Source organism: Ruegeria sp. BHSC026 (assembly GCF_059613065.1).
Genome location: NZ_JBXWRV010000001.1, coordinates 93,698 through 114,887 on the forward strand (window position 1 = coordinate 93,698; position 21,190 = coordinate 114,887).

At 63.5% G+C, this 21,190-nt stretch carries 20 protein-coding genes and 1 tRNA gene; 14 read left to right on the plus strand and 7 right to left on the minus strand.

The genetic code is table 11. The features are described 5' to 3' along the window. Positions 1-4 precede the first annotated feature (4 nt). On the plus strand, positions 5-1,516 hold the full coding sequence (gene trpE, locus AC2FME_RS00470) for an anthranilate synthase component I (RefSeq protein WP_496799312.1): 1,512 nt from the start codon (positions 5-7) through the stop codon (positions 1,514-1,516). 53 nt (positions 1,517-1,569) lie between these two features. Here the strand turns inward: trpE and AC2FME_RS00475 are convergent, their stop codons facing one another. Then, entirely contained in the window at positions 1,570-3,045 is a 1,476-nt protein-coding gene (locus AC2FME_RS00475; RefSeq protein WP_496678196.1) for a divergent polysaccharide deacetylase family protein, read from the minus strand. 194 nt (positions 3,046-3,239) lie between these two features. Between AC2FME_RS00475 and AC2FME_RS00480 the strand changes: the two genes are divergently transcribed. From AC2FME_RS00480 to lexA, 6 genes are all read left to right on the plus strand, one after another. Next, positions 3,240-3,821: an anthranilate synthase component II gene (locus tag AC2FME_RS00480; RefSeq protein WP_496711385.1), complete on the plus strand. Its 582-nt coding sequence runs from the start codon at positions 3,240-3,242 to the stop codon at positions 3,819-3,821. After that, positions 3,818-4,837: an anthranilate phosphoribosyltransferase gene (gene trpD, locus AC2FME_RS00485; protein ID WP_496799313.1), complete on the plus strand. Its 1,020-nt coding sequence runs from the start codon at positions 3,818-3,820 to the stop codon at positions 4,835-4,837. The genes AC2FME_RS00480 and trpD overlap by 4 nt, the downstream gene beginning before the upstream one ends. Then, complete coding sequence (trpC, locus tag AC2FME_RS00490) at positions 4,834-5,646, plus strand: indole-3-glycerol phosphate synthase TrpC (RefSeq protein ID WP_496678189.1); 813 nt, start codon at positions 4,834-4,836, stop codon at positions 5,644-5,646. The genes trpD and trpC overlap by 4 nt, the downstream gene beginning before the upstream one ends. Further along, positions 5,646-6,119 (plus strand): cyclic pyranopterin monophosphate synthase MoaC, encoded by a 474-nt coding sequence (moaC, locus tag AC2FME_RS00495; protein WP_496799314.1) that lies wholly within the window; start codon positions 5,646-5,648, stop codon positions 6,117-6,119. The genes trpC and moaC overlap by 1 nt, the downstream gene beginning before the upstream one ends. Beyond that, entirely contained in the window at positions 6,116-7,288 is a 1,173-nt protein-coding gene (locus AC2FME_RS00500) for a molybdopterin molybdotransferase MoeA (protein ID WP_496799315.1), read from the plus strand. The genes moaC and AC2FME_RS00500 overlap by 4 nt, the downstream gene beginning before the upstream one ends. Before the next feature lie 80 nt (positions 7,289-7,368). Continuing rightward, positions 7,369-8,067, plus strand: a complete 699-nt coding sequence (lexA, locus tag AC2FME_RS00505; RefSeq protein ID WP_496799316.1) for a transcriptional repressor LexA — start codon at positions 7,369-7,371, stop codon at positions 8,065-8,067. Here lexA and AC2FME_RS00510 read toward each other — a convergent pair. Continuing rightward, positions 8,061-10,097: a ComEC/Rec2 family competence protein gene (locus AC2FME_RS00510; protein WP_496799317.1), complete on the minus strand. Its 2,037-nt coding sequence runs from the start codon at positions 10,095-10,097 to the stop codon at positions 8,061-8,063. The genes lexA and AC2FME_RS00510 overlap by 7 nt on opposite strands. Before the next feature lie 78 nt (positions 10,098-10,175). Here AC2FME_RS00510 and gltX point away from each other — a divergent pair, with 78 nt between their 5' ends. Together gltX and gltA are read left to right on the plus strand one after the other, a co-directional pair. Further along, positions 10,176-11,582, plus strand: coding sequence for a glutamate--tRNA ligase (gene gltX / locus AC2FME_RS00515; RefSeq protein WP_496799318.1), 1,407 nt, complete (start codon positions 10,176-10,178; stop codon positions 11,580-11,582). 103 nt (positions 11,583-11,685) lie between these two features. Beyond that, a complete protein-coding gene (gltA, locus tag AC2FME_RS00520; RefSeq protein ID WP_496799319.1) occupies positions 11,686-12,981 on the plus strand; it encodes a citrate synthase in 1,296 nt (431 codons plus the stop codon). 34 nt (positions 12,982-13,015) lie between these two features. Here the strand turns inward: gltA and AC2FME_RS00525 are convergent, their stop codons facing one another. After that, positions 13,016-14,086, minus strand: a complete 1,071-nt coding sequence (locus AC2FME_RS00525; RefSeq protein ID WP_496799320.1) for a PA0069 family radical SAM protein — start codon at positions 14,084-14,086, stop codon at positions 13,016-13,018. 290 nt (positions 14,087-14,376) lie between these two features. Between AC2FME_RS00525 and AC2FME_RS00530 the strand changes: the two genes are divergently transcribed. The 3 genes from AC2FME_RS00530 to AC2FME_RS00540 all read left to right on the plus strand — a co-directional run bounded on the left by AC2FME_RS00530 (position 14,377) and on the right by AC2FME_RS00540 (position 17,003). After that, on the plus strand, positions 14,377-15,075 hold the full coding sequence (locus AC2FME_RS00530) for a corrinoid protein (protein ID WP_149774433.1): 699 nt from the start codon (positions 14,377-14,379) through the stop codon (positions 15,073-15,075). Positions 15,076-15,222: 147 nt separating this feature from the next. Then, positions 15,223-16,257, plus strand: coding sequence for a Hint domain-containing protein (locus AC2FME_RS00535; RefSeq protein ID WP_496799321.1), 1,035 nt, complete (start codon positions 15,223-15,225; stop codon positions 16,255-16,257). A 77-nt stretch (positions 16,258-16,334) separates the two neighbouring features. After that, positions 16,335-17,003: a DUF1638 domain-containing protein gene (locus AC2FME_RS00540; protein ID WP_496799322.1), complete on the plus strand. Its 669-nt coding sequence runs from the start codon at positions 16,335-16,337 to the stop codon at positions 17,001-17,003. 9 nt (positions 17,004-17,012) lie between these two features. Here the strand turns inward: AC2FME_RS00540 and AC2FME_RS00545 are convergent, their stop codons facing one another. Next, on the minus strand, positions 17,013-17,423 hold the full coding sequence (locus tag AC2FME_RS00545; RefSeq protein WP_496799323.1) for a SufE family protein: 411 nt from the start codon (positions 17,421-17,423) through the stop codon (positions 17,013-17,015). A 137-nt stretch (positions 17,424-17,560) separates the two neighbouring features. Here AC2FME_RS00545 and AC2FME_RS00550 point away from each other — a divergent pair, with 137 nt between their 5' ends. Beyond that, the gene (locus AC2FME_RS00550) at positions 17,561-18,088 is read left to right on the plus strand and encodes a hypothetical protein (protein ID WP_496799324.1); all 528 of its coding nucleotides are present in this window, start codon (positions 17,561-17,563) and stop codon (positions 18,086-18,088) included. A 6-nt stretch (positions 18,089-18,094) separates the two neighbouring features. Here the strand turns inward: AC2FME_RS00550 and rnd are convergent, their stop codons facing one another. The 3 genes from rnd to purM form a co-directional block, all read right to left on the minus strand. Next, positions 18,095-19,252, minus strand: a complete 1,158-nt coding sequence (rnd, locus tag AC2FME_RS00555; protein ID WP_496799325.1) for a ribonuclease D — start codon at positions 19,250-19,252, stop codon at positions 18,095-18,097. A 114-nt stretch (positions 19,253-19,366) separates the two neighbouring features. Beyond that, positions 19,367-19,963 (minus strand): phosphoribosylglycinamide formyltransferase, encoded by a 597-nt coding sequence (gene purN / locus AC2FME_RS00560; RefSeq protein WP_496799326.1) that lies wholly within the window; start codon positions 19,961-19,963, stop codon positions 19,367-19,369. Further along, positions 19,960-21,006, minus strand: a complete 1,047-nt coding sequence (gene purM / locus AC2FME_RS00565; protein WP_496689089.1) for a phosphoribosylformylglycinamidine cyclo-ligase — start codon at positions 21,004-21,006, stop codon at positions 19,960-19,962. The genes purN and purM overlap by 4 nt, the downstream gene beginning before the upstream one ends. Positions 21,007-21,112: 106 nt before the next feature. On the opposite strand from purM, the gene AC2FME_RS00570 reads away from it, so the two are divergent. Then, a tRNA-Ile gene (locus AC2FME_RS00570) sits at positions 21,113-21,189 on the plus strand. Position 21,190 lies beyond the last annotated feature (1 nt).

Sequence of the window (21,190 nt, forward strand, 5' to 3'; positions counted from 1 at the left end):
ACAAATGGCTCTGACCCCCGATTTCGACAGCTTCGCCCGCGCCTATGACGCGGGTGAAAACCAAGTGGTCTATACCCGCCTGGCTGCAGATCTGGATACGCCGGTGTCGCTGATGCTCAAGCTGACCGGCGCGCAGAAAAACGCCTTTGTGCTGGAATCCGTGACCGGTGGCGAGGTGCGCGGGCGTTATTCGATCATCGGCATGAAGCCCGACCTGATCTGGCGCTGCCGGGGCGAGACATCCGAACTGAACCGCTCGGCCAGGTTCGACGAGGATGATTTTTCCGCTCAGGACGGCAACCCTATGGACAATCTGCGCGCGCTGCTGGCCGAGAGTCGCATCGCGCTGCCCGACGACTTGCCGCAGGCGGCGGCGGGGCTGTTCGGCTATCTGGGCTATGACATGGTGCGGCTGGTGGAATACCTGCCCGACGTCAACCCCGACCCGCTGGGCCTGCCTGACGCTATCCTGCTGCGGCCCTCGGTCGTGGCGGTTCTGGACGGTGTCAAGGGCGAGGTCACCATCGTCTCGCCCGCCTGGGTCACCGAGGGGCAATCGGCCAAGGCAGCCTATGCTCAGGCGGCGGAGCGGGTGATGGACGCGGTGCGCGATCTGGAACGCGCCATGCCCGCCGAGACCCGCGATCTGGGCGAGGCGCACGAGGTCGCGCCGCCGGTGTCGAATTTCACCAAGTCGGGCTATATGGAGGCGGTCGAAAAGGCCAAGGAATACATCCGTGCCGGCGACATCTTTCAGGTGGTGCCCGCTCAGCGCTGGACGCAGGATTTTCCGCTGCCGCCTTTTGCCCTGTACCGGTCGCTGCGGCGCACGAATCCGTCGCCATTCATGTTCTATTTCAATTTCGGCGGGTTTCAGGTGGTGGGCGCCAGCCCGGAAATCTTGGTGCGGGTCTTCGGCAACCAGGTGACGATACGCCCGATCGCCGGCACCCGGCCACGCGGCGCCACCCCCGAGGAGGACAAGGCCAACGAGGCGGAGCTGCTGGCCGACCAGAAGGAACTGGCCGAGCATCTTATGCTACTGGATCTGGGCCGCAACGATGCGGGGCGTGTGTCCAAAATTGGAACCGTGCGCCCGACCGAGGAATTCATCATCGAGCGCTACAGCCACGTGATGCACATCGTGTCGAACGTGGTCGGTGAACTGACCGAGGACAAGGACGCGCTTGACGCCTTCTTTGCCGGGATGCCCGCGGGTACGGTTTCAGGCGCGCCCAAGGTGCGTGCAATGGAGATCATCGACGAGTTGGAGCCCGAAAAGCGCGGCATCTATGGCGGCGGGGTCGGCTATTTCAGCGCCGGCGGTGACATGGACATGTGCATCGCGCTGCGCACGGCCATCGTGAAGGACAAGAAACTGTACATCCAGGCCGGCGGCGGCGTCGTCTATGACAGTGACCCCGAGGCCGAGTACATGGAGACGGTTCACAAATCCAACGCGATCAGGCGAGCTGCAGCGGATGCGGCTCGGTTCACCGGCTCGAATAACGGCTGAACGGAAAGCGGGTGGCCCCACGACCACCCATTTTTCATTCCGACAGCGCCAGCCTACTGGATCTGGCTTTTCATGACCGCCGAGATCGGCGCCAGCGCGACCCTGCTGCTGCGATCTTCGAGCCCCCACAACAGCAGGGCCGAGATCGTCTCGGGCCGCAGACGTCCCAGCATCACCACCGCTCCTTCCTGACCGGCGCGGAACGCGGCCTGGTCCAAGAACCTGCGCATCACGTCGGAGTCCTGCCGCGCCCCATCGATGTCGCGAAACACCACGCTAGAAGGAACCCCGTTGCGCGCGGCCAGTTTGAACGCCGTGTTCAACCCGTTGTCCTGCAACACCAGCCCGCGCCCGGTCCCGTCCGCAATCGCGGCCACTTGATCGGCCAGTTTGCGGTTGCCCTGGATGCCGGTCTGAACGCCTTCGAGGATCCCGACCGTTTCGGGCAACGCGTCCAGCCAGACCGACAGCGAAACCTCGGCATCCTGCGCGCTGGCCGCGGTGGGCAGGTCGGCGATGGCCAGAACCTCGAACCCCGCTTCACGATACCGCTTCATCTTGTCAGCGGCCTCGGGGTCGGACGGGCTGACCGCGAATGTCAGCGGGTAGGGAAAATCCTGCAAGGCCTCTGCGCCGAATGCTCCCGCGTCGTCGATCAGGATGATCGACATCAACGGCTTGCCTTCCGGGTTTTCGAACGGCGCGGCATAGGCGTCGATGGGATCGGCGGGTGCCTTTTCAGCGACTTGAACCACGTCTTCCGCCGGGTCGTCGCGTTCGGTCAGGGGGATCACCCGCCGCCCGATGGTCGGAGAAGCCGAGGCAATCTGTTGTCCGCCGATCTGAGGCAAGGTGGCGATCCGCGCGCGCTTGCGCGGCTGGGTGTTCTCTTCGCCCTCGACGGCGATCGGGTTCGGAGCGGCAGCCTCGGGTTCAGTGACCGCGGCCTGCTGTTCCGGCAGGTCTGCGTCCGGCTCGGCGGCATCAGCCTCGGCCTCCGGGGATGCCGCGGCCTGGTCAGAGTCCGCACGCGGCGACGGCTGCGGCTCGGCAAGCGCGGTGGCTTCGGGCGGCTGAGGCGCGGCTGGCGGTGTCGGATCTACCGAAACCGGCTCGGCGCCTTGATCCTGCGTCACCGGAGCGGTCAACGGTGCAGGGGGTGCGGCCGGTGCAACGCGCGCAATCTCTACCGTCGCCGCAGCACCGGTGGTCGGCTTTTCGACCTGTCCGATCTGCCGTTTGACATCGGGGCGCGCATCGGGCTCGGCCGCGATGCCGATTGGGGCCTCCGCCTGACCTGTCGCGTCGTCCAGAGCATTCAACCCCCGCGGCGCCAATTCGACCAGATCGGCATCAGGTCCGGGCTCGGACAGATCCGTTGCCACGGCCTGCGGTGCGACGCCCTTGGCCTCGGGGGCGGTGGTCAGTAGTTCGGGCTTGCTGCCCAAGGGTGTGTTCAGAGAAAACACGGCCCCCAAAACCACGACGACAACCGCGCCGGTCACGACCCCGCCGAAAAATCCGCCCATCTCTCTTGCCTCTCGCCCTGCAATCTGCCTCGGTGAAACCGGCGCCATCTGTGCGGCGCTTGCCCGCGACCCGTCATCGGCAGCTTGTCCCCTTGACGCTGCCCTGCAAGCCTGAGCATGTATGTGCCAACACTATACCGTGGCTCGCGGCTGGATCGCCAGTCCGAATTGCCCAAACACAAGACACGTGCAAAATGCTGCTGCTGATCGACAACTATGACTCGTTTACCTACAACCTCGTTCACTATCTGGGCGAGCTTGGCGCCGAAATGGTGGTGCGCCGCAACGACGCGCTGAACGTGCAGGAGGCCATGGCGATGAACCCCGCCGGCATCCTGCTCAGCCCCGGCCCCTGCGACCCGGACCAAGCCGGCATCTGCCTGGCGCTGACCCAGGCCGCGGCCGAGACCGGAACGCCGCTGATGGGCGTCTGCTTGGGCCACCAGACCATCGGGCAGGCCTTTGGCGGCAAGGTCGTGCGCTGCCACGAGATCGTGCACGGCAAGATGGGCACGATGCACCACACCGGCAAAGGGGTGTTCGCGGGCCTGCCTTCGCCTTTCGAGGCGACGCGCTATCACTCGCTGGTGGTTGACCGGGACAGCCTGCCCGATTGCCTTGAAATCACGGCCGAGCTTGAGGATGGAACGATCATGGGCCTGCAGCACAGGACGCTGCCCATCCACGGTGTGCAATTCCACCCGGAGTCGATCGCATCCGAGCATGGTCATGCCCTGCTCAAGAATTTCCTGAACGAGATGAAAGTCCCCGCATGAGCGACGCACTGAAACCGCTGATTGGGGCCGCGGCCGATCGCGCCCTGACCCGCGACGAGGCCGAACAAGCCTTTGAGATCCTGTTCGAGGGCGAAGCGACACCCAGCCAGATCGGCGGTCTGCTGATGGCCATGCGTACCCGCGGCGAAACGGTCGAGGAATACGCCGCGGCGGCGGCGGTGATGCGCGCAAAATGCAATACGGTCAAGGCCCCGGAAGGCGCCATGGATATCGTCGGCACTGGCGGCGACGGCAAGGGCACACTGAACATTTCCACCGCCACCGCCTTCGTCGTGGCAGGGGCCGGTGTGACCGTGGCCAAGCACGGCAACCGCAATCTGAGTTCAAAATCGGGTGCGGCGGATGCACTGGGGCAAATGGGCATCAACGTGATGGTTGGCCCGCAAGTGGTTGAAAAGGCTTTGCAACAGGTCGGAATTGGGTTCATGATGGCACCCATGCATCACCCAGCCATCGCCCATGTCATGCCCACACGCCAGGAACTGGGCACCCGCACCATCTTCAACATCCTCGGGCCGCTGACCAACCCGGCCGGGGTGAAACGCCAACTGACCGGCGCCTTCAGTCGCGACCTGATCCGCCCGATGGCCGAAACGCTTGGCCTGCTGGGATCGGATCGCGCCTGGCTGGTGCATGGCTCGGACGGCACCGACGAACTGACGATCACCGGCATCAGCTGGGTCGCCGCGCTGGAAGACGGGCGCGTCAAAGAGGTCGAACTGCACCCTGAAGATGCCGGGCTGCCCGTGCATCCGTTCGAAGAGATCGTTGGCGGCACGCCTGAAGACAATGCCGCGGCCTTCCGCGCCCTGCTCGAGGGCGCACCGTCGGCCTATCGCGACGCCGTGTTGCTGAACGCGGCCGCCGCGCTGGTCGTGGCGGACGCTGCGGATGACCTGCGGGACGGCGTCGCCATGGCCGCCGAAAGCATCGACAGCGGCAAGGCCAAGGAAAAAATCGCCGCTCTGGCACGACTGACACAGGAAGCTGCATGACCGAAACCGTTCTCGACAGGATCAAGGCCTACAAGCTAGAGGAAATCGCCGCCGACAAGGCGCGCAAGCCGCTGGAGGCCGTCGAACAAGACGCCCGCGAGGCGCCTGAAATCCGCGGTTTCGCCGAGGCGCTGCAACGGGCCAGCCGCCAAGGATACGGGCTCATCGCAGAAATCAAGAAGGCAAGCCCCTCCAAGGGCCTGATCCGCGCGGACTTCGACCCGCCCGCATTGGCACAAGCCTATGAAGAAGGCGGCGCGGCCTGCCTGTCGGTGCTGACCGACACACCCAGCTTTCAGGGCGCGAAGGAATACCTGACCGCCGCGCGCGCCGCCTGCAGCCTGCCAGCTCTGCGCAAGGATTTCATGTACGACCCCTATCAGGTGGTCGAGGCCAGGGCATTGGGGGCGGACTGCATCCTGATCATCATGGCCTCGGTCGAAGACGCGCAGGCGGCCGAACTGGAACAGACGGCCTTTGACTGGGGCATGGATGTTTTGATCGAGGTGCATGACGAGGCCGAACTGGAACGCGCGACCACGTTGAAAAGCCCGCTGATCGGCATAAACAATCGCAATCTCAAGACCTTCGAGACCTCGCTTGATACGACGCGCCGGCTGTCCAAACTGGTTCCGGCCGACCGTACGATCGTGTGCGAAAGCGGTCTGAACACCCCCGAGGACCTGGCCGATATCGCCCGCTATGGCGCGCGGTGTTTCCTGATCGGCGAAAGCCTGATGCGCCAGCAGGACGTGGCCGCCGCAACCCGCGGCCTGTTGGCGAGCCCGCTGGTGCCGGGGGTGATGTGATGCCACTGACCCATTTCGACAGCGACGGCCAGGCGCATATGGTCGATGTCTCGGACAAGCGCGTGACCAATCGCATCGCGGTGGCAGGCGGATACGTCAAGATGGCCCGCGAAACCTTTGATATCATTTCGGAAGGTCGCGCCAAAAAGGGCGATGTGCTGGGGGTGGCCCGGCTGGCCGGGATCATGGGCGCCAAGAAGACCGCGGAATTGATCCCGTTGTGCCATCCGCTGCCGATCACCAAGGTCTCGGTTGACCTGTCCTTGGACCCAAAGCTGCCCGGTGTTCGGATCGAGGCCACCGTCAAGACGACCGGCCAGACCGGTGTCGAAATGGAGGCGCTGACCGCGGTATCGACCGCGGCGTTGACCGTCTATGACATGGCCAAGGCCGTGGACAAGGCGATGGAGATCGGCGGAATCCGCGTAACCTTGAAAGATGGCGGAAAATCGGGACGTTACGAAGCGTCATGATCACGGTGGACGAGGCGCGTGCTCTGGTTCTGGACCTGGCGCCGGACATGGAGACCGAACAGGTTCCGCTGGCCGAGGCGGCGGGGCGCGTCCTGGCCGCCGATGTCACTGCGAATCGTGACCAACCTCCCTTTGCGGCGTCCTCGATGGATGGCTACGCGGTCAAGGCGACCGAGGTCGAACTGCATGCCATGTTCAAAGTCATCGGCGAAGCGACCGCAGGCCAGCGTTTTGACGGAACCGTCGGCCCCGGACAGGCGGTTCGGATCTTCACTGGCGCCCCGGTACCGGATGGCGCCGATTTCATCGTCATTCAGGAAGATACGAAGCGACGTGACGACCTTCTGACAATCACGAATGATCCGGGACCCAAAAGCAATATCCGCCCGGCGGGCGTGGATTTCCGGGTTGGGTCCGCGCTCAGCGCACCCCGGAGGCTGAACGCCAAGGATCTGGCCCTGCTGGCCGCGATGAACGTTCCTGCGGTCCCGGTGGCCCGCAAGCCCCAGATCGCACTGATCGCCACTGGGAACGAACTGGTGATGCCCGGCGACACCCCGGGGCCGGATCAGATCATCGCGTCGAACTCCTTTGGCCTCAAGGCTTTGCTGGAAGACGCGGGCGCGCATGTGCGGATGCTGCCGATCGCGCGCGACACGATCAAGTCACTCGAGACCGCGCTGAATCTGGCGCAAGGTGCGGACGTCATCGTGACGATCGGCGGCGCCTCGGTCGGCGACTATGATCTGGTCGGCGAAGCCTCGGACAAGTTGGGCCTGCGGCAATCGTTCTACAAGGTCCGCATGCGCCCCGGGAAACCGCTGATGGCCGGGCGGCTGGGAGACGCCGCGATGGTGGGGTTGCCGGGAAACCCGGTCAGCGCCATGGTCTGCGGTTACGTGTTTCTTGTACCGATGGTGCGCCGGATGCTGGGCCTGACCCCGGCCGAACCTGAGATGAAGCAGGCGCGACTGGCCAGACCCCTGCGCGCCAACGGCCCGCGCGAGCACTACATGCGTGCCTGGCTGGGCGATGAGGGGCTGAGCGCCTTCGACGATCAGGACAGTTCTCTGCTCAGCGTTCTGGCGCGATCCAACGCCTTGATCGTGCGCCCGCCCCACGACCCGGAACGCGCCAGCGGAGAATTCGTGCAATATCTGCCCATCTGACGTCAGCCACCGCCACCGTTGACACAAAAGGTGAACATGCGTAGAACAAAAGAAAACGCATGAGCGGCGAGGTTTGAGCGATGCTGACCAAGAAGCAGTTGGATTTGCTGGAATTCATCCACAAGCGGGTGCAGACGGATGGTGTTCCGCCCAGCTTCGACGAAATGAAGACTGCGCTGGACCTGCGATCCAAATCGGGCATTCACCGCCTGATCACCGCGCTCGAGGAACGGGGCTTCATACGTCGCCTTGCCCACCGTGCCCGCGCGATCGAAATCGTCAAACTGCCGGAAAGCCTGGGTGGCGAACCCACCGTCGGCTTCAAGCCCAAGGTGATTGAAGGCGACAAGCCCGACGGCCCCCGCCCCGCCAATTTCGAGCCCGTTTCCGTGGACGCGACCGAGCTTCCCGTCATGGGGCGGATCGCGGCCGGCGTGCCAATCGAAGCCATCAGCCATGTCTCGCATCATGTGGCCGTGCCCGGAACCATGGTGTCCGGTCGCGGCGAGCACTACGCGCTCGAGGTGCGCGGAGATTCGATGATTGATGCCGGGATCAACGACGGGGATGTCGTGGTGATCCGCGAAACCTCGACCGCCGACAATGGCGATATCGTCGTCGCCTTGGTCGAGGATCAGGAAGCCACTCTGAAGCGATTCTTTCGCAAGGGAAACGCCATCGCGCTGGAAGCGGCCAACCCGGCCTATGAAACCCGCGTGCTGCCCGAGGACAAGGTCAAGGTCCAAGGGCGTCTTGTCGGCCTGATCCGCACCTACTGAATTTTATCATCGCGCGGCACAACCGCAGACCACAGCCGGTTTCCGCCGATTTCGGCGCTGCTGACTAGCTGCCCGCCCTTCAGCGCAAGGCTGCCGCTGCGCCGCAGTTCCTTGGGTCCGAAAACCGCGCATCCACCGGTCAGTTGCAGCGGTACCGGGCTGACGACGATTTGGCCCTCGCTACAGCCGGTCAACGTTTTCGCCGCGCGTTTGCCGGTGACATGCACCAATTCGGTTTCTCCGACAACAATCCGACGTACCAGCCCGCCATCGTCGGGCCAACGCAGGGCAGCCTGTGCTTGGGCCGCGCCGTCCCCGTCATTCTCCAGCCAAACCGAGGCGATGAAGCCGCCGCCCTTTTCCTTGCTGAGCGCCCGCCCCTGATCGGTCATCACGCCGACCAGACCTCCGGTATCGGCAATCAGAACTTCGGGTCGGCTGGCCTGGTTCCACAGCAGGAACACCCCCAATGCCGGCACGGCACCCAGCCATCGCGCCGCGCCGCGCCACAACACGACCCACAGCGCCCCCAGGGCAAAGACCGGCAGCACATAGCCCGGAGGGCTGGGCACGAAACCGCGTGCCCCGTCCAGCCCCGCCACCCAATCCGAAACTGTCAGGATCCAACCGAGCCCCAGACCCATCACCTGAATCCCCACGGCCTCGAACCCCAGTGGCGCCAGGATCGCTGCCGCCACCGCAGCCGGCACGACGACCGTGCCCATGACGGGGACCGACAGGACATTCGCCAACAAGCCATAGTGCGAGACGCCGTTGAAATGCGCAGCCCCGATCGGTGCGGTGGCAAGACCCGCCACGGCGGACGACGCCACGAGTCCGCCGACCGCCTTCACCCATCGGGGCGCCTCTGTCAGGCGGAGCTCTCGAAAGGCTCCGAACACGGCGACCAGCGCTGTCGTTGCCGCGAAGGACATCTGAAAACCGGGGCTGAGCAGCGTTTCGGGCCGCAGCACCAATACGATCAGCGCGGCAACCGCAACTGCCCTCAGCGATATGGCGCGGCGGTCGATCAGCACCGCGCAGAACATCACGCCGACCATGACAAAGGCGCGCTCGGTCGCGACGTTGCCGCCGGACATCAACAGATAGAATGTGGCGGCCGCCAGTGCGCACACCGCCGCGACTTTGCGCACCGGAAGCCGCAGCCCAACTGGCGGGATCGCGGACAGTGCGATCCGGCAGGCCAGAAAGACGAACCCCGTCAGCAACCCCATGTGCAACCCGGAAATCGCCAGCAGATGCGCCAGGTTCGACGCCCGCAACCCTTCGAGCGTGGCACGCGACATGCCGCTTCGGTCGCCGGTCGTGACGGCGGCGGCAAAACCTCCGACATCGCCGGGCAGGATCGACTGGACATGCCGCGATATGGCCATACGCCAACCGGCGATGCGCACGCCCTCGGCACGCGGCGGCGCAACCGTCAGAACCGGCACACGCGAATAGCCGACCGCCCCGAGCCGCTGGAACCAGACATGGCGGCGAAAGTCGAACCCGCCAGGTTCGACCGCGCCTTGCGGCGGGCTCAGATGCGCGGTGGTCATGATCCGCTGGCCCGGAACCGGCGGCACATGATCCCCGTGCAGCGAAAGCCGGACGCGCCGCGGTGTCTGGTCCGGCGGTACGTCCCCGATCCGCACCTGGTCCAATGTCACCCGCAGCGCGCCCGACGCAGACCGGTCCAGCGCCACGACCCTCCCCTCGACCGGGCCATAGAAACGCCATTGCAGAACCGGCTCTGCGACCATGTGGGCGCGCGCACCGGCCAGGAGGAACCCGGCGGCGATCAACGCCCCCCCAATTGCCAACGGCGCCCAGGCTTCGCGCATCCGCCATCCCGCCCACATGGCGAGCAGAGCCAGGGCGGACAGACCGAGATACAGGCTCGGACCGGGTTCGAACCGCAGTCCGAAATACAGGCCGATGCCGATTGCCAGACAGACCGGAGACCACGCAAAAAGATGCCCACGCTGGTTCAGCAGCGCGTCTTCGACCCGTGCCAGAACACGCATGGTTGCCCCCGTCCTTGAGGCTCGTTAGACAGGCGCCAGATTACGCCCACCACGGTTACCAAAAGGTTAATCACGCCCATGTCCGAACAGGTCGTCACACGTTTCGCCCCCTCGCCCACCGGTTTCCTGCATATCGGCGGCGCCCGCACCGCGCTGTTCAACTGGCTGTATGCGCGCGGTCGCGGCGGCAAGTTCCTGCTGCGGATCGAGGACACCGACCGTGAACGCTCGACCCCCGAGGCGACCGAGGCCATCCTGAAGGGTATGGCTTGGCTGGGGCTGGACCATGACGGCGAGGTCATCAGCCAGTTCGCCCGCGCCGACCGGCACGCCGAGGTTGCGAACCAGTTGCTGGCCGAGGGCAAGGCGTACAAGTGTTTCTCGACCCAGGAAGAAATCGCGGCATTCCGCGAACAGGCCCGGGCTGAGGGGAAATCGACCCTGTTCCGCAGCCCCTGGCGCGAGGCCGATCCCAGTACCCATCCCGACCGGCCGTTCGTGGTGCGCATCAAGGCGCCGCAAGACGGCGTTGCGGTGATCCGCGACAAGGTGCAGGGGGACGTAACCATCCGCAACGACCAGTTGGACGACATGGTGCTGCTGCGCTCGGACGGGACACCGGTCTACATGCTGGCGGTGGTGGTCGATGACCATGACATGGGCGTCACCCATGTGATCCGCGGCGATGACCACCTGAACAACGCCGCGCGCCAGATGATGATCTATCAGGCTATGGACTGGGACGTTCCTGTCTGGGCCCATATCCCGCTGATTCACGGCCCCGACGGCAAGAAGCTCAGCAAGCGGCACGGCGCGCTGGGAGCGCAGGAATATCAGGCGATGGGATATCCCGCCGCCGGCATGCGCAACTATCTGGCGCGGCTGGGCTGGAGTCACGGGGACGATGAATTTTTCACCGACGAGCAGGCCCGCGAATGGTTCGATCTGGATGGAATCGGCAAAAGCCCGGCGCGTTTCGACCTGAAAAAGCTGGAAAACTTGTGCGGACAACACATTGCGATTTCGGACGATGCTGCGTTGCGGCAAGAAATTCAGGCCTATCTGGAGGCTGCGAATTTGCCGCAGCTGACGGAAGCACAGGTGGCTGACTTGGGGCGCGCGATGTATTGTCTCAAGGACCGTGCGCGCACTTTTCCGGAACTGCTTGAAAAAGCGCGGTTTGTTCTGGCCTCACGCCCGATCGACATGGATGAGAAGGCGCAAAAGGCGCTTGCTTCTGTATCCGATGGTATACTGGAGCAATTGACGCCGCACCTGCAAAGTGCTAGCTGGTCGCGTGATACGCTGGAGGAGGTTCTCAATTCGTTCGCCGAGGCGAACGGGCTGAAGTTCGGAAAGCTGGCCGGTCCGCTGCGTGCGGCCCTGGCCGGACGAGCGGTGACCCCTTCGGTTTTTGACATGATGCTCGTGCTGGGGCGGGAAGAGACCTTGGCGCGGATATCCGACGCAGCGAACCGATCCTGACTTCACGTTCGGGTAACGCTGCTCGGCTAGGACCAACGACGCAAGGGTTGTGCGCACCATCGGTGCGGGCTCCGCCATACCGCATGATTGAGGAAGGGATACCATGACAGAGAGCAACAAAACCGCCACGCTGACCGTCCACGGCGACACTTACGAACTGCCGGTGCTCTCGCCGACCGCCGGGCCGGACGTCATCGACATTCGCAAGCTGTACAGCCAGGCGGGCGTGTTCACCTATGACCCCGGCTTTACCTCGACCGCCAGCTGCGACAGCACCATCACCTATATCGACGGTGAAAAGGGTGAACTGTTGCACCGTGGCTATCCGATCGACCAACTGGCCGAGAAATCGCACTTCCTCGAGGTGTGCTTCCTGCTGCTGTATGGATATCTGCCCAAGGCCGACGAACTGGAACAGTTCGAAACGACCATCACCCACCACACGATGCTGCACGAGCAGATGCAGTATTTCTATCGCGGGTTCCGCCGCGACGCGCACCCGATGGCGATCATGGTGGGTGTCGTGGGCGCGATGTCGGCCTTCTATCATGACTCGACCGACATCTCGGATCCGCGCCAGCGCGAGATCGCGTCGCACCGCCTGATCGCCAAGATGCCCACCATCGCGGCCTGGGCCTTCAAGTACCATATCGGTCAGCCCTTCGTTTATCCGCGGAACGATCTGGACTATGCGTCGAACTTCCTCCGCATGTGCTTTGCTGTTCCGGCCGAGGATTACGAGGTCAACCCGATCCTCAGCCGCGCCATGGACCGCATCTTTACCCTGCACGCAGATCACGAGCAGAACGCCTCGACCTCGACCGTGCGTCTGGCGTCGTCCTCGGGCGCTAACCCGTTCGCCTGCATCGCTGCCGGCATCGCCTGTCTGTGGGGCCCGGCCCATGGCGGCGCCAACCAGGCCTGCCTGGAGATGCTGGAAGAGATCGGCAGCGTCGACCGTATCCCCGAATACATCGCCCGCGCCAAGGACAAGAATGACCCGTTCCGCCTGATGGGCTTTGGCCACCGCGTGTACAAGAACTTCGACCCGCGGGCCAAGGTGATGAAGCAATCGGCCGACGAGGTTCTGGACCTGCTGGGCATTGAGAACAACCCGAAACTGCAGGTTGCCAAGGCGCTTGAGAAACAGGCGCTGGAAGATCCGTATTTCGCCGAGAAGAAGCTGTTCCCGAACGTCGATTTCTACTCGGGCATCATCCTCGAGGCGATGGGCTTCCCGACCTCGATGTTCACCCCGATCTTTGCCCTGTCGCGGACCGTCGGCTGGGTCAGCCAGTGGAAAGAGATGATCGCCGATCCGCAGAACAAGATCGGCCGTCCGCGCCAGCTGTACCTGGGCGAGACCATGCGCGACTATGTCGACATCGAAAACCGCTGAAGAACCCGACCCCGCCACAGAGCGGGGTCTTTTCCTATTGGAACAGTGACAGCTGGTCGCCGGGCTGAGGCGGCCGCGCGAATAGGTCGCAACGCAGATCGGGCGTTCGCACTGCCAGGCCCAACCGGGTCACGGCTGCATTGAACCGCTTGGCGATCAGCTCGGCAAAGACGCCCTCGCCCCGCATCCGATGTCCCCAGCGCGGGTCATAGTCCTTGCCGCCATGCATCTCGCGCAGCCGCGCCATCACCTTTTCCGCGCGGCCCGGTTCGTGATCCGCCAGCCATTCCCGCCACAGGTCTGAAACCTCGCGCGGCAGGCGCAGCATGATCCAGCTGGCCGCATCCGCCCCCGCATCTCGGCCTGCCTCCAGCAGGGCCTCAAGCTCGTGGTCGGTCAGGCCGGGAATGACGGGCGAGGTCATCACCCGCACCGGGATCCCGGCCTCGGTCAGCGCCCGAATAGTCTGCAACCGCCGTTGCGGCGACGGCGCGCGCGGCTCCATCCGCCGCGACAGGCTGCCATCCAGCGTGGTCAGCGAAATGCCGACCCGCACCAGCCCCTTGGCCGCCATGGGGGAAAGCAAGTCCAAGTCCCGTTCGACCATCGTTCCCTTTGTCACGATGGCCACCGGGTGGTTGAAGTCATGCAATACCGCGAGACAACGTCTTGTTATCTCATGCGTCTTTTCGATCGGCTGGTACGGGTCTGTGTTGGTGCCCAATGCGATCGGCGCCACTTTGTAGCGGCGCGCCGAAAGCTCGGCCCGCAGGATCTCGGGCGCGTTCGGCCGGGCGATCAGGCGGGTTTCGAAATCCAGCCCCGGCGACAGGCCCAAATAGGCGTGGGTCGGCCGGGCAAAACAATAGACACACCCATGTTCACACCCCCGATACGGGTTGATCGACCGGTCGAACGGCAGGTCCGGCGACCTGTTGTAGGTGATGAGTGACCGCGCGGTTTCGTACCGGACATCCGTGCGTAAGGGCGGCAGAACCTCGGGGATATCCCAGCCATCATCGAAGTCTTCATACGCAAACTGCTCGTACCGGCCGGCTTGGTTGGACCGGGCGCCCCGCGCACGTTTTTCCTGCTGAACACGCATGTTTGTTCACCTATTGTTCTCATTGCACAGTGATAACGACGGGACGATCTCGGCGCAAGCCGAACCGCGTTCTTGCATACCTCGGTTCAACTCTGAGGATGGAATCCACGTGAAATTTCTACAGAATGATCATGTGAAATTTTCGTTCGTTGGACGCAAGATTTTCGCCTATAGGTCGGTCCCGGAACCGCCGAGGTCGCAATCGTCACAGTCCGACTGCGACGTTTTGGCCAAAACGGAAAAAACAGCCACCACGGGCCCATGGCCCCAACAGCTCAGGGATTTGCCCCATGTCCGATGAAGAAGACATCGTCCTGTCGGAACTGAATGACGACGAACTCGTCGAACAGATGTTTGATGACCTGTATGACGGCCTGAAGGAAGAGATCGAAGAAGGTGTAAACATTCTGCTGGAACGCGGCTGGGCCCCTTACGACATTCTGACAAAGGCTCTGGTCGGCGGCATGACCATCGTGGGGCATGACTTCCGCGACGGCATCCTGTTCGTACCCGAGGTTCTGCTGGCCGCCAACGCGATGAAGGGCGGCATGGCGATTCTCAAGCCTCTGCTGGCCGAAACCGGCGCGCCGCGGGTCGGCAAGATGGTGATTGGAACCGTCAAAGGCGACATCCACGACATCGGCAAGAACCTCGTATCCATGATGATGGAAGGCGCCGGGTTCGAGGTGGTGGACATCGGCATCAACAACCCCGTCGAGAACTATCTGGAAGCACTGGAGACCGAACAGCCGGACATTCTGGGCATGTCGGCCCTGCTGACCACGACCATGCCCTATATGAAGGTCGTCATCGACACGCTGGTCGAACAGGGCAAGCGCGACGACTATATCGTGCTGGTGGGCGGCGCCCCCCTGAACGAAGAATTCGGCAAGGCAATCGGTGCCGATGCCTATTGTCGCGACGCCGCGGTGGCAGTTGAAACGGCCAAGGAATTCGTGTCGCGCAAGCACAATCAGCTGGCCGGCTGAACGCAACGCCCGACCCGATCAACAAACCGCCTCTCTGGGGGCGGTTTTTTTTATTTCTTGACAACAGGTTGAGTGTTTTGATTTCCGGCTTAACCTTCCGGAAATCTTTGGCTAGTAGAGCACCGTTAACGAGCATACGAGGTTCCTGTGCCAACGACGTTCACGGCCATCTATCTCGGCAATCTAGCCGACATCGACACCTTCGAAGGAAACAACCGCGCCGAAAACGCACAAGCCCTTGTTGGGTCTCAATTCGGCGGACCGGGCAATGCTCTTCTCAACAACGCCGTCACCTGGAACCCCGCAGGCAATCCCGGCCAAGTGTACGAGATGAACAACGCCAACGGCGATCAGTTCTCGATCGACGGCGGCCCGCCCCAGACTTTCGATGGCACGTCGATCTACAACGCGACGATCACTTATATCGATGGGACGACGGCCAATATCACCGCAGTTGTCGCGCAGGATATCGACGGCAACACCTATTTTATGCCCGAGTTCTCTCCAAACCCCGATCAGACGGCCCTGTCGGCTGGGCCGATCCAGTCCATCCGTCTGGACAGTCTGGCGGGGCGCGACTTTCGCGGCCTGACTGCGGATCGTCAAACCTGGGACTTGATCACCTGTTTCACGCAGGGCACCCGAATCCGTACCGAAAGCGGTGATCGCCCTGTCGAGACTCTGAAACCCGGCGACATGGTGGCCACGGTCGATCACGGCCTGCAGCCGCTGCGCTGGATCGGGCGTTGCACGGTACCCGCGCATGCCGCTTTCGCTCCGGTCCTGTTTCGGCGCGGGGCAATCGGCAACGATCGTGACCTTTTGGTCTCGCAGCAGCATCGCATGTTGGTGCGCAACTGGCGGGTCGAGTTGAACACCGGTCACCCCGAAGCGCTGGCCCCCGCAAAACATCTGGTGAACGGCCACTCGATCGTGCTGCGCCCCGGCGGCAATGTCACCTATCTGCATTTGCTGTTCGACCGCCACGAACTTGTCTGGTCCGAGGGATGCATCAGCGAAAGCTTCCACCCCGGCGCCCTGGGGTGGACCAGTTTGGACGAGGCCTCCCGCACAGAAGTTCTGAGCCTCTTCCCCGAGCTTGCGCACCGCGGGCTGCAGGCCTTTGGCCCAACGGCACGCCCTGCCCTGCGCGCGTACGAGACCCAGGCGTCGGTCGCCTGACCGACCATGTCGGAACCGAGCTTGCATCGCCGGCCCGGACGGTATCTGCTGGGTATGGCACCAAAGGAAACCCGCACATGCACTGCAACGATCTTCCGGATGACGAAAGCCTGACGATCCGCGGATATACGGACGCGGGCGCGCGGCAGAACGTTCTTCTGATCGCTTGCGGCGCGTTGGCGCGCGAAATCCTCGATCTGAAACGGCGCAACGGATGGGACCATCTGGCCCTGACCTGCCTGCCGGCGATCCTGCATGTTCACCCTGAACGGATCACCCAGGCGGTCGAGGACGCCGTGGCCAGGCGCCGCAACGACTTCGACCGCATCTTCGTGGTCTATGCCGACTGCGGCACCGGTGGCCTCTTGGAGCAGGCCTGCGAACGGCTGGGCGTCGAGATGGTGAAGGGACCACACTGCTATTCGTTTTTCGAGGGCAACGACCGGTTTGCCCAACATGGCGACGAAGAGGCTACGGCCTTCTATCTGACCGATTTCCTGGCGCGTCAGTTCGATGCCTTCGTCTGGAAACCTCTGGGGCTCGACCGTCATCCGCAGCTGCGCGACATGTATTTCGGGAACTACACCAAGCTGGTCTATCAGGCACAGACCGACGACCCTGAGTTGACAAAGCGAGCCAAGGAATGCGCCGACCGTATGGGCTTGGCTTTCGAACGCCGCTTCACCGGGTATGGCGATCTGGAGCGAACTCTGTCGGACTGGGCCAGCCGCGCGCCCAGCAAGTGACGCCCCGGATCAGGCGTGTTCGCTGGCGACGCTTCGAATGCGCTGCACCATCGCCCGCAACCCGTTGGACCGCTGCGAAGACAGATGCTCGTTCAGCCCCAGCCGCGCCAGTTCGGCTGCCGCATCCACCTTGGGCACCTCGGAGACCGGCAGGCCGTTGTACAACGCCCGCAACACCGCAATCAGTCCGCGCACGATCAGGGCGTCGCTGTCTCCGTCGAACCGGAAAACTCCGTTTTCGACAATCGGGTGCAGCCAGACCTGGCTGGCGCAGCCGTCCACCTTAGTGGCCGGAACCTTCAGCGCGTCGTCCAGGGGCGGCATGGCCTTGCCCTGCTCAATCACATAGCGATAGCGATCTTCCCAGTCCTCCAGGAATTCGAAATCCTCTACGATGTCTTCGAACGCGGGGGTTGCCATGGGCACAGATCCTCTGGTTTCCATCTAAGGCCTGACCTAAGCCGCCAAACCGGGCCTGTCCACCCCAAGCGCGCCTTTTCAAACCACTGGAATTAGGCTAATCGGTATCGGGTAACTTTGTGCAAAGCGTTGGGTCCATGCAAAAAACTCTGTCCGTTCTCATGATCGCGTCCTTGACCCTTTCGGCTTGCAGTGGTTGGCGGGATTCGCGGGTGAACCCGTCGAACTGGTTCGGCCGCAGCACCCCCGCCGCCCCGGTCGAAACGCCTGCAGATGACGCCAACGCTTTGGTCCCCGATCAGGGTTCCGGGCGTGGATTCTTCGCCCGGCCCGAAGCCGAGGACATCAGCGTTCTGGTCACCACGATCGACGAGTTGCGGATCGACCGCAAGCCCTCGGGCGCGATCGTTCTGGCCAGCGGTACGGCCTTTCGTCAGGGCGCCTATGACGCCCAACTGCGTCCGGTGGAGTCGGAGGAAAACCGCAAGAACGGCGTGCTTGAACTCGAATTCCGCGTGAACTATCCGCCCTATGCCACTCCGCAGGGACCCGAGCGGACGCGCGAAGTAACCGACGCGATCGACATCAGCCAGGATGACCTGGACGGCATCCGCCTGATCCGCGTCAAGGGCCAACAGAATGCGCTGGAATCGCGGCGGCGCTGAGCTGCCCTACAGCGGCACGACTTTGACGTTCTGCCCCTTGGCGGCCAGTGCGATCTTTCCCTCGCACAGTTTCAGAGCGTCCTCGCCGAACACCTCGTAGCGCCAGCCCGACATGGCCGGCACGTCGCGCTGACCCGCCGCGATCTGGTCCAGCTCCGAGCTGTTGGCGATCAGCTTTGCGGCCACGCCGGCGCTTTCGGTCTTGGATTTGAGCAGCACCCGCAGCAGATCGGCCAGGGCCGGGTTGACCTTCAGCTTGTCACGGCTGTTGTCAACCTTGGGCATGTCCTCGGGCGGGCAGTTGACGCCCCGTTTGACCGCTTCGAGGATACCATCTGCGATCGCACCCTTGCGGGCCTCGCGCAGCAACAGGCGCGACCCGCCCAGATCCGCATGGGTGCGGGGCTTGGTCGAGGCCAGTTCGATCAGCGCGTCATCCTTAAACACCCGGTTTCTGGGAATGTTGTTCTCTTGCGCATAGGTTTCTCGGAACTTGGCCAATTCACGCACCACGGCCAGAAACTTGCCAGAATTGGTGCGGGTCTTGACCCGTCGCCAAGCCTCTTCGGGGCGGATGTCATAGGTGTCGGGATTGGTCAGAACCTGCAGTTCTTCCGCAACCCAGCGGCTGCGGCCGGTCTTTTCAAGTTCGGCCGCGAGGTGTTCGTAGATCTGGCGCAAATGGGTCACATCGGCCAGCGCATAGGTCTTTTGCGCTTCGCTCAGCGGACGGCGCGACCAGTCGGTAAAGCGCGAGGTCTTGTCCAGACCCTGCTTGCAGATCTTGCGCACCAGCGTTTCATAGCCCACCTGCTCGCCAAAGCCGCAGACCATTGCGGCGACCTGGGTATCGAACAGCGGCTTGGGAAAGACCCCGGCTTCGACCCAGAAGATCTCAAGATCCTGCCGCGCGGCGTGGAACACCTTGACGACATTTTCGTCCCGGAAAAGGTCATACAGCGGGTCGAGCGAGATCCCCGCGGACAGAGGATCGACCAGAACCGCACTGTCATCGTCGTCCGACGGCACAGCGAGCTGCACGAGGCAGAGTTTCGAGTAATAGGTCCGTTCGCGCAGAAACTCGGTATCGACGGTCACATAGGGAAACCTGGCCGCAGCCGTGCAGAAGTCGGCCAGGTCTTGCGTGGTCTTCAGGGTCTTCATGCGCGCGCTGTTCTTGCTCTTTCTGTGGTCAATGCCCGTTGGTCTTTCACCGCCACGAGCGCTTCGGCAGACCATAAGCCGATTGCGCGCCGCATGTAAATCTCCGGCGGGATATCAAGGCAACATGACCGGTGCCTTGTCGCCACGGGCAAATCGCTCCAAAACCGCCGGGTACAGTTTGTGTTCCCACGCCAGAACCTTCCGCGCCAAGGTCTCGGGCGTGTCATCCGGCGCGATCTTGACCCGAGCCTGACCCAGGATCGGGCCGTCATCCAACGCCGCTGTGACCTCGTGCACGGTGCAGCCATGTTCGGCATCTCCGGCGGCGATAGCCCGGGCGTGGGTGTTGAGCCCCTTGTATTTAGGCAGCAGCGAAGGGTGAATATTCAACATCCGCCTCTGAAACCGGGACACGAAATCGCCCGTTAGCACGCGCATGAACCCGGCCAGGCAGATGATGTCGGGCTTGGCCTCGAGCAACGGCTTGCATAGCTCGGCCTCAAACGCGGCACGGTCGCCGCCGAACGGCCGGTGATCGACCACGGCGGTGGCGATCCCGCGATCCGCCGCCTTGGCCAGTCCGCCCGCATCTGCATTGTTCGACAGAACCAGACAGGGGCGCGCTGGGTGGTGGCCGGTCATGCTGTCGACCAGCGACACCATGTTCGACCCGCCCCCGGAAATCAGGATGGCGACGCGCTTGTGGCTCACAGCAGCTTGCCTGCGTAGGAAACGCCCGCCCCTTCGGTGACCGATCCGATGCGCGCGACGGTCTCGCCGGCATCCGACAGCAGGGCGGCCAGGTCATCGGCGCGGTCGGCGGCGCAGACGACGATCATGCCGATCCCGCAGTTGAAGGTCTTGAGCATCTCCGCCTCGGCGATGCCTCCGGTTTCCGCCATCCAGCGGAACACCGGCGGCAGATCCCAAGCGTTCAGGTCGATCTGAGCCCCCAGATCGTCGGGCAGCACGCGCGGCAGGTTCTCGGTCAACCCACCGCCAGTGATGTGCGCCAGCGCATGTACACCACCCGCCCGGATCGCGGCGAGGGCGGGTTTGACGTAAAGCCGCGTGGGCGTCAGCAGCGCTTCTCCCAAAGGCCCGTCACAGAACGGCGAATCCGCATCCCAGCCCAGCCCCGAGATCTCGACCAGCTTGCGTACCAGCGAATAGCCGTTGGAATGCACCCCGTCCGAGGCTAGCCCCAGCAGAACATCCCCGGCCTGCACACCGGCGGGCAGATCGCTGCCGCGCTCCATCGCGCCGACGGCAAACCCGGCCAGATCGAAATCGCCATCGGGGTACATCCCCGGCATCTCGGCGGTCTCACCCCCGATCAAGGCACAGCCCGAGCGGACACACCCCTCGGCGATACCCTCGATGATTCGCGCGGCGGTGCTGGTGTCCAGCTTGCCCGTGGCGAAATAGTCCAGGAAGAACAGCGGTTCGGCGCCTTGGCAAATCAGATCGTTCACGCACATTGCCACCAGGTCGATGCCCACGCCGTCGACCACGCCCGTGTCGATCGCGATCCGTAGCTTGGTACCCACGCCGTCGGTTGCGCCCACCAGGATCGGGTCGGAATACCCCGCCCCTTTCAGATCGAACAACGCGCCAAACCCGCCAAGGCCGCTCATGACGCCGGGGCGGTTTGTCCGCTTGGCGGCGGGCTTGATCCGGTCGACCAGCGCGTTGCCCGCATCGATATCCACGCCCGCGTCTGCATAGGTGATGCCGTTCTTGCCCGCTGTCATGGCCGTTCCCTCATGAATGCTTTCAGCGCGGGTTAGTCGATTGTGCGCCGCGTTGCAACGGTCAGGCTTGACGCGGCCGTTCTGCGTGATACCCAAGCGGTCGGGCGGGCCTGTAGCTCAATTGGTTAGAGCAGAGCGCTCATAACGCTTTGGTTGGGGGTTCGAGTCCCTCCGGGCCTACCAT

What these genes read in the sequence shown, in the direction of transcription:
- trpE (WP_496799312.1), top strand. Translation starts at nt 5, where the DNA reads ATGGCTCTGACCCCCGATTTCGACAGCTTCGCCCGCGCCTATGACGCG.
- AC2FME_RS00475 (WP_496678196.1), bottom strand. Translation starts at nt 3,045, where the DNA reads ATGGGCGGATTTTTCGGCGGGGTCGTGACCGGCGCGGTTGTCGTCGTG.
- AC2FME_RS00480 (WP_496711385.1), top strand. Translation starts at nt 3,240, where the DNA reads ATGCTGCTGCTGATCGACAACTATGACTCGTTTACCTACAACCTCGTT.
- trpD (WP_496799313.1), top strand. Translation starts at nt 3,818, where the DNA reads ATGAGCGACGCACTGAAACCGCTGATTGGGGCCGCGGCCGATCGCGCC.
- trpC (WP_496678189.1), top strand. Translation starts at nt 4,834, where the DNA reads ATGACCGAAACCGTTCTCGACAGGATCAAGGCCTACAAGCTAGAGGAA.
- moaC (WP_496799314.1), top strand. Translation starts at nt 5,646, where the DNA reads ATGCCACTGACCCATTTCGACAGCGACGGCCAGGCGCATATGGTCGAT.
- AC2FME_RS00500 (WP_496799315.1), top strand. Translation starts at nt 6,116, where the DNA reads ATGATCACGGTGGACGAGGCGCGTGCTCTGGTTCTGGACCTGGCGCCG.
- lexA (WP_496799316.1), top strand. Translation starts at nt 7,369, where the DNA reads ATGCTGACCAAGAAGCAGTTGGATTTGCTGGAATTCATCCACAAGCGG.
- AC2FME_RS00510 (WP_496799317.1), bottom strand. Translation starts at nt 10,097, where the DNA reads ATGCGTGTTCTGGCACGGGTCGAAGACGCGCTGCTGAACCAGCGTGGG.
- gltX (WP_496799318.1), top strand. Translation starts at nt 10,176, where the DNA reads ATGTCCGAACAGGTCGTCACACGTTTCGCCCCCTCGCCCACCGGTTTC.
- gltA (WP_496799319.1), top strand. Translation starts at nt 11,686, where the DNA reads ATGACAGAGAGCAACAAAACCGCCACGCTGACCGTCCACGGCGACACT.
- AC2FME_RS00525 (WP_496799320.1), bottom strand. Translation starts at nt 14,086, where the DNA reads ATGCGTGTTCAGCAGGAAAAACGTGCGCGGGGCGCCCGGTCCAACCAA.
- AC2FME_RS00530 (WP_149774433.1), top strand. Translation starts at nt 14,377, where the DNA reads ATGTCCGATGAAGAAGACATCGTCCTGTCGGAACTGAATGACGACGAA.
- AC2FME_RS00540 (WP_496799322.1), top strand. Translation starts at nt 16,335, where the DNA reads ATGCACTGCAACGATCTTCCGGATGACGAAAGCCTGACGATCCGCGGA.
- AC2FME_RS00545 (WP_496799323.1), bottom strand. Translation starts at nt 17,423, where the DNA reads ATGGCAACCCCCGCGTTCGAAGACATCGTAGAGGATTTCGAATTCCTG.
- AC2FME_RS00550 (WP_496799324.1), top strand. Translation starts at nt 17,561, where the DNA reads ATGCAAAAAACTCTGTCCGTTCTCATGATCGCGTCCTTGACCCTTTCG.
- rnd (WP_496799325.1), bottom strand. Translation starts at nt 19,252, where the DNA reads ATGAAGACCCTGAAGACCACGCAAGACCTGGCCGACTTCTGCACGGCT.
- purM (WP_496689089.1), bottom strand. Translation starts at nt 21,006, where the DNA reads ATGACAGCGGGCAAGAACGGCATCACCTATGCAGACGCGGGCGTGGAT.